Below are 6,846 nucleotides of genomic sequence, written 5' to 3'. Positions count from 1 at the left end.
TGGTCGTGGGTGACGTAGACCATGGTCACGCCGAGCTTCTGGTGCAGCCGGGCGATCTCGATCCGCATCTGGGTGCGCAGCTCGGCGTCGAGGTTCGAGAGCGGCTCGTCGAACAGGAACAGCTTCGGGTGGCGCACGATGGCCCGCCCGATCGCGACGCGCTGGCGCTGGCCGCCGGAGAGCTGGCGCGGCTTGCGCTGGAGCAGCGGCCCGATCTGGAGGATCGCGGCCGCCTCCTCGACCCGGCGGCGGATCTCGTCGGCCGGCATCTTCGCCATCTGCAGGCCGAAGGCCATGTTCTCGAACACGCTCATGTGGGGGTAGAGCGCGTAGGACTGGAACACCATCGCGACCTGGCGGGCGGCGGGCTCGACATGGGTGACCTCGCGCCCGTCGATCGACAGCGTGCCGGCGGTGATCTCCTCCAGGCCGGCGATCATCCGCAGCAGGGTCGACTTCCCGCAGCCGGAGGGGCCGACGAAGACGATGAACTCGCCCTTCTCGGCGCGGAACCCGACGCCGTCGACCACGGTGTGGTCGCCGTAGCGTTTGACGATGCCGTCGAGGCTGAGGAAGGCCATCTCGTGTCTATCCGTGGTCGGCGGCGAGGCCGGTCTCCGCGAGGTCGTGGGCGAGAGGGGCGGCTTCCGCCGCCCGCGCGTCGCGCTCGATCGCGTTGCGGACCTCGAACAGGGTCAGGTAGGTGCGGTAGGCGCGCTCGTGCGCCCGCGCCCAGGCCGGGTCGGGCGTGAGCGCGGCTTGCTCGGGCGCCATCGCGTCGAGGGCGCCGAACAGGTCGGGGACGAGGCCTGCGGCGGTGGCGGCCACCATGGCGGTGCCGAGCAGCACCGGCTCGGCCGCCTCGCCGACCACGAGGGTGCAGCCGAGCGCGTCGCGGTACAGGCGCATCAGGAGCGGGTTGTGCCGGTGCCCGCCGGCCAAGGCCACCGTGTCGATGGCGTAGCCGTGGCGGTTCAGGTGCTCGCGGATGTGCCGGGTCTGGAGGGCGAGCGCCCGGGCGGTGGCGTAGTAGGCCTCCAGGAACGCGCGCGCGCTCGTCTCCTCGCCGATGCCGGTCAGGAGGGCGCGCACCCGCCCGTCGCCGAGCGGCGCCCGGTTGCCGAGCCAGTCCGGCACGACGTGGCGGCGGGCCGCGAAGGCCGGCCCCTCGGCGTCGAGGAGCGCCAGCACCGCGGCGGCGGCGGCCGCGTGGCGCTCCGGCGTCGGCGGCCCGGGGCTCGCCGGATGGTGGGCCAGCACCGCGTCGAGGGCGGCGCCCGACAGGCTCTGCCCGGCCTCGTGCATCCACAGGCCGGGGAAGACCGCGTCCTTGAACGGGCCCCAGACGCCCGGCACGTGGCGCGCGTCGGGGGCGAAGGGCATGAACGAGGTCGAGGTGCCGGCGATCATCGGCAGCACCCGGTTGAGGCGCGGGCGGCAGTCGCGGCCGAGCACCCCGAGGGCGCCGGCCTCGGCGTCGATCAGCCCGACGGCGACCGGCAGGCCGGGCGCGAGGCCGAGGTCCCGTGCCCCGTCCTGCGAGAGCGGCCCGTGCACCGTGCCCACATGGCCGGGTGACGCCGCGAGGTTCCCGAGGCGGGTGAGGTCGGCAAGGCCGAGCGCGTCGAGGAGATCGTGGCACCAGGGCTCGTCCTCGTGCGGCAGGTAGGGCCACTTGCAGGCGAGGCCGCAGACCGAGTGCCGGTCGATGCCCGTCGCCCGGTAGGCGAGCTCGTCGCAGAGGTCGCGGGCGGCGGTCAGCCGGGCCCAGGCCTCGGGGCGGTGGCGCTTGAGCCAGAGCAGCTTCGGCAGGTTCGTCTCCGGCGAGACGGCACCGCCGACATGGTCGAGGAAGCGATGGCCGGTGCGGTCGATCTCGAGCGCCTCCGCCTCGGCCCGGTGGTCCATCCAGCAGACGACGTCGGCCTCGCCGTCGAGCGGGGCCGCGCCCGTGGCGGTGAGGGCCAGCGACGAGGTGGCGTCGAAGGCCAGCCCCACGACCCGCGCCACCGCGCCGGGCTCGGCCGCCAGGGCCTCGCGCACGCAAGCACCCACCGCCGCCCAGATCTCCGCCATGCGGTAGACCGCGTGGTGCTCGGCCGGGCGCAGGAGCCGGAACGGGGCCTGGCGCGCCGCGAGGCAGCGACCGTCGGGAGCGAACAGCCCGGCCCGTGCCGACAGGGTGCCGACGTCGACGGCGAGGACGAGGGGGGTGGTCATCGCGCCTCCCGCGCGGGCTGCCCGCCGCCGGGCCGGCGGCCGGGGCACGTTCGTCTGTTCTCGCCCTTGCAGGGCTGTCCCGGAAAGGACGAGGCAGAGGTTTCCCCCTCTCCTCGCCCGCGGGGAGAGGGGGAAACCCGCGCCTTTCCTCTTCCTGGGACGGGCTTGCCGGCTGCCAGGAGAGAACGGGGACGGCGCCGGATCCCGAATCGCCCCGGGACGGGCTCGCCCATTCGCCGGCGGCCTAGGCTCGTCCGGATCCCGCTCACGCGCGCACCTCCCTCTCGTCCAGGACCGCCTCCGCCACCGCCTCGTCGGTGACGAGGCGGTTGACGTAGCCCGCCCGCAGCACCGCCGCCACGATCCCGGCCTTGTGCAGGCCGCCGGCGGCGAGGATCGAGTAAGGCACCTCGCGCAGGTCCTCCGGCGGCAGGGCGACGGCGCGGGCGTTGAGGGGGTGGTCGACCGGCATGCCATCGCGGTCGAGGTAGACGCCGAGCAGGTCGCCGACGGCGCCGGCCGCCACGAGCGCCGCGCGATTCTCCGAGACGGTCTGGGTGCGGGCGAGCAGCGAGAGGTCGGACAGGTCGCCGGCTGCCACCAGGGCGACGTCGGCCTGGCGCGCCCGCCGCATCGCCTCGGCGAGGCCGTAATGGGTCAGGAGCGCGAGCCGGTTCTCGCTCGACGGGCAGTAGATCGGGGCCGGGAGGTAGTAGCACTCGGCCCCGAGCGCCCGGGCGAACTCCGTCGCGACCTCGAAGGTGTTGGTGCCCGAGCCCCGGGTGAGGCCGCCCATCAGCGCCGCCACCCAGGCGCCGGGCAGGCGCCGCGGGCCGATCCGCCTTGCCGCCGCCGAGAGCGTGCTGCCCCAGCCGACGCCGAGGCCGCGGCCCTCCGCCAGCAGCGGGTCGAGGAGGGCGCCCGCCGCCTCGCCGATGACGCGCTGCTGGGCGGACGGATCGTCGACCGCCGGCACCACGACGGCCTCGGCGAGGCCGAAACGGTCCCTCAGGCGCGCCTCCAGGGCGACGCAATGGGCGAGCGGCATCCGCAGCTCGATCTGCACCGAGCCGTCGGCCCGGGCCTGGCCGACGATCCGGTTCACCTTCAGGCGCGTGATGCCGAGCCGGTCCGCGATCTCCTGCTGCTTGAGGCCGGCGATGAAGTAGTACCAGGCCACCCGGGCGCGGACATGCTCGCCCTCGTGGTCGGCCTCGGTCTCGAGAGACGTCGCCCTCACGCGGCCGCCTCGCGCAGGATGAGTGCCGAGCGGCGCACCGCGTCGAGCACCGAGGCGTCGTCCTGCTCGAACGGGTAGAACACCTCCAGGAAGACCGGCACGTCGCTCAGGCCCGCGCGGCGCTGGAGGGCGAGGGCCGCGCGCGGGTCGACCCGGCCCGGCCGGGTCAGGTCCCAGTGGCGGTCGAGCTGGTAGTCCGTCTGCTGGAGGTGGACCGCGCCGATCCGGTGGCCCAGCCCCTCGAACCACGGCTCCATCGCGGCCCGGCCCGGCCCGTAGAGCGGCTCGTAGGTGCCGTGGCCCCAATCGACGCAGTAGCGCCAGGGCAGCGCCGCGCCCGCGAGGTCCTCGGCCATCCGGACGGCCTGCTCGACCGTCCAGGGCCATTCCCGGCGCAAAGGGGTCGGCTCGACCAGGAGCTCGGTGAGCCCCGCGCCGGAAGCGACCTCGGCGAGGCGGTGCATCCGGGCGACGAGGTCGCGGTAGTCCGGGTCGGGGATCGCGTCCGGCTCGTGCCCGTCGGGACGCGCCGCCACCGCCCCGAGGGGGCCGCCGACGCGGGGAATGCCGGCCCGAGCGGCGAAGCGGTAGGCGCGGGCGAGCCAGTGCTCGGCGACCTCGCGCAGGCGCGGATCGGGATGGAGGAGCTGGTTGAAGCTGTAATGGGCGAGCCCGACGAAGGCGCTGTGGACCGTGATGCCGTGGCGGTCCGTCATCGCCCGGATGTCGTCCGCCGCGCCGTCGAGCACCGCGTCGGGCCAGAGCGGATCGACGAGGTCGAAGGTGAGCTGGACGAGGTCGAGGCCGAGCTCGTCGCGCACCAGCGGCGCCCAGAGGGCCGGCGTGACCCAGCGCTTGACGCAGAACGACAGGTTGATGCCGACGGATGGGCGCGTCACGTCCGAGTGGGTCACGTCGAAGTCCGTCACTTGGTCGCCCCCATGGTGAGGCCGCGGACCATGTGGCGCGAGACCGCGAGCGCGAACAGCGTCACCGGCAGCACGATGACGGTGCCGGTCGCCATGATCTTGCCCCAGGGCAGCTCGTAGCCGGACATGAAGCTGGTCGCGACGACGGGGGCGGTCTGCACCTGGCGGCGGGTGAGCACGAGGGCGTAGAGCAGCTCGTTCCACGAGAAGATGAAGCTGAAGATCGCCGAGACCGCGATGCCGGGCACGCCGAGCGGCAGGTAGATCCGGCGGAAGATCGTGAACTGGTCGGCGCCCTCCAGGCGCGCCGCCTGCTCGAGGTCGCGCGGGATCGATCGGAACTGGTCGGTGCAGATCCAGATCACGATCGGCAGGTTGAAGGTGAGGTAGATCAGGATCAGGACGAGGTGCGTGTCGAGCAGGTTGACCTGGAGCGCCAGCAGGTAGACCGGCAGGGCGAGCACGATCGGGCTGATCATCCGGTTCGAGATGAACCAGAACCAGAGGTCGCGCTTGCCGCGGAACTCGAACCGGGCGAGCGCGTAGGCGGCCGGCGTGCCGAGGCAGACCGCCAGGAAGGTGGTGGTGCAGACGACGATCAGGGAATTGAGGATGGCCCCCGACACCTTCTGGTCGGCGAAGATCTCGGCATAATGCGCGAGCGTCGGGCGGAAGAACCAGACCGGCGGCGAGGCCAGCAGGGCGGCCTGCTCCTTCAGGCTCGACGACACCATCCAGTAGAACGGGAACAGGGTGAAGCCCAGGGTGACCAGGAGCCCGAGGGCGTGCAGCAGGCGTGAGGAGCGGCCGGTCATGGGTCGATCTCCCGGTACAGGAGGCGGATGTAGAGCCGGCTCAGGATGATCGTGACGACGAGGAGCAGGATCGCCTGGGCCGAGGCGGTGCCCATGTCGAAGACCCGGAAGCCGATCCGCTGGATGTAGATCGAGATCAGGTCGGTGGCCGAGCCCGGCCCGCCCCGGGTCATCACGAACACCATGTCGAACAGCTTCAGGATGTCGGCCGAGCGCAGGATCAGCACGGCGGTGAGCCCGGGCAGCAGGTAGGGCAGCTGCACGTGGCGCAGGAGCGCGAGCCGCGAGGGCGTCTCCAGGCGCGCCGCCTCCTCGATCTCCATCGGCACCATCGACAGGCCGGCGAGGAAGATCAGGGCGCAGAACGGCGTCCACTGCCAGATGTCCATGATGGCGATCGCCGCGAAGGCGCCGGCCGAGGAGCCGAGCCAGTCGAAGCCGCCGAGCCCGACGAAGCCGAGGATCTGGTTGGCGACCCCGAAATCGCGGTTGAACATCAGCCGCCCGATCAGCCCGACCACCGCGAAGGTGGTGGCGAGCGGCACCACCAGCGAGACCCGGGCGAGCGCCCGCAGGAAGGGCAGCCCCGGCTGGTGCAGCATCAAGGCGATGGCGATGCCGAGGACCAGCTCGACCGGCATCACGGTCAGGAAGAACCGGGCGGTGAGGAGGAGCGAATCCCAGTAGCTCCGGTCGCCCAGCACGCCGAGGTAGTTCTCGAACCCGACGAACGGGAAGCCGTCCCGCGGCCGGGCGAGGTTGTAGCGCCGGAACGAGGTCACGAGCGCGAACAGCGTCGGGTAGATCCCGATCACCAGCAGCGTCCCGACCGCCGGCAGCAGGAACCACAGCGGCGTCAGCCGGCCGTAGCCGGGATCGAGCCGGCCCGATTTGGCCTTGGTCGGCTCTTCGGCCGGGCCGGCGGCGGCGGTCTCGGCGGGGTGCGGGGTCATTCGAGGTTGGTGTGGTTGGCGCGCATCGCCTCGGGGCTGACGCCGAGCCGCGCGCGGAGCTTCACGATCATGATCTCGAACAGCACGAACAATGCGCCCTCGTAGAGCGATCCCATCGGCAGGATCGAGGCGCCGCCCTGGTCACCCGCCCGGTCGTCCGCCATGGTCTGGGCCGGGACGACGAGGACGCGGTCGGCGCGCTGCGCCGCCTCGCCCCCGCCTTGCGCCGTCACCACCAGCACCGCCGCCCCGGCGGCGCGGGCCGTGCCGATCAGCGCCAGCACGGTCGAGAAGCTGCCGGGCCCGGCCGAGACCACGAGCAGGTCGCCGGCCCCGATCGGCGGGGTCGCCATGTCGCCGACGACGCTCGCCTCGAGCCCGAGGTGGAACAGCCGCATCGCGAAGCCGCGCATCTGCAGCCCCTCGCGGCCGACGCCGTAGAGCGCGACCCGCCCTGCCCCGGCGATCGCCGCGACGGCCGCGTCGACGGCCGCGTCGTCGAGGCGCGCGAAGACGTGCTCCAGCTCGGCGAGGGCCTGGCGGTAGGGAGTTGGCACGGGCGGTCCTCCTTGCGAGGTGACGGGCATCCTTGTCTCCCCGACCGGCGCGAAGCTGTCCGAGAGAGGGTCCTTTTCAGAAGCAAGCGCGGGATCCCCTCTCCAGGCGATGCCGGGCTTGCCCGGTATCGC

General features: G+C 72.9%; 7 protein-coding genes. All 7 read right to left on the bottom strand.

The window, feature by feature from the left end:
• Positions 1–581, bottom strand: a 581-nt coding sequence (locus VQ03_RS26690; RefSeq protein WP_048453951.1) for an ABC transporter ATP-binding protein, incomplete at its 3' end; no start/stop codon positions are given.
• A gap of 7 nt (positions 582–588) precedes the next feature.
• A complete protein-coding gene (locus tag VQ03_RS26685) occupies positions 589–2,220 on the bottom strand; it encodes an FGGY-family carbohydrate kinase (RefSeq protein ID WP_053078748.1) in 1,632 nt (543 codons plus the stop codon).
• 265 nt (positions 2,221–2,485) lie between these two features.
• Positions 2,486–3,460, bottom strand: a complete 975-nt coding sequence (locus VQ03_RS26680; RefSeq protein WP_048453950.1) for a sugar-binding transcriptional regulator — start codon at positions 3,458–3,460, stop codon at positions 2,486–2,488.
• Positions 3,457–4,389, bottom strand: a complete 933-nt coding sequence (locus VQ03_RS26675) for a sugar phosphate isomerase/epimerase family protein (protein WP_245292203.1) — start codon at positions 4,387–4,389, stop codon at positions 3,457–3,459. The genes VQ03_RS26680 and VQ03_RS26675 overlap by 4 nt, the downstream gene beginning before the upstream one ends.
• Positions 4,386–5,204 carry a carbohydrate ABC transporter permease gene (locus VQ03_RS26670; RefSeq protein ID WP_048453949.1) on the bottom strand — a complete coding sequence of 273 codons (819 nt, stop codon included), beginning with the start codon at positions 5,202–5,204 and terminating at the stop codon, positions 4,386–4,388. Before VQ03_RS26670 ends, VQ03_RS26675 begins: the two co-directional genes overlap by 4 nt.
• Positions 5,201–6,157 carry a carbohydrate ABC transporter permease gene (locus tag VQ03_RS26665; protein WP_048453948.1) on the bottom strand — a complete coding sequence of 319 codons (957 nt, stop codon included), beginning with the start codon at positions 6,155–6,157 and terminating at the stop codon, positions 5,201–5,203. Before VQ03_RS26665 ends, VQ03_RS26670 begins: the two co-directional genes overlap by 4 nt.
• A complete protein-coding gene (locus tag VQ03_RS26660; RefSeq protein ID WP_048453947.1) occupies positions 6,154–6,744 on the bottom strand; it encodes a phosphoheptose isomerase family protein in 591 nt (196 codons plus the stop codon). The genes VQ03_RS26665 and VQ03_RS26660 overlap by 4 nt, the downstream gene beginning before the upstream one ends.
• Between the last annotated feature and the right edge of the window lie 102 nt (positions 6,745–6,846).

This window comes from Methylobacterium tarhaniae, from assembly GCF_001043955.1.
GTDB classification, from domain to species: Bacteria; Pseudomonadota; Alphaproteobacteria; order Rhizobiales; family Beijerinckiaceae; genus Methylobacterium; species Methylobacterium tarhaniae.
The sequence above is the reverse complement of the archived record's forward strand: the minus strand, read 5'-3'. Positions and strand labels throughout refer to the sequence as shown.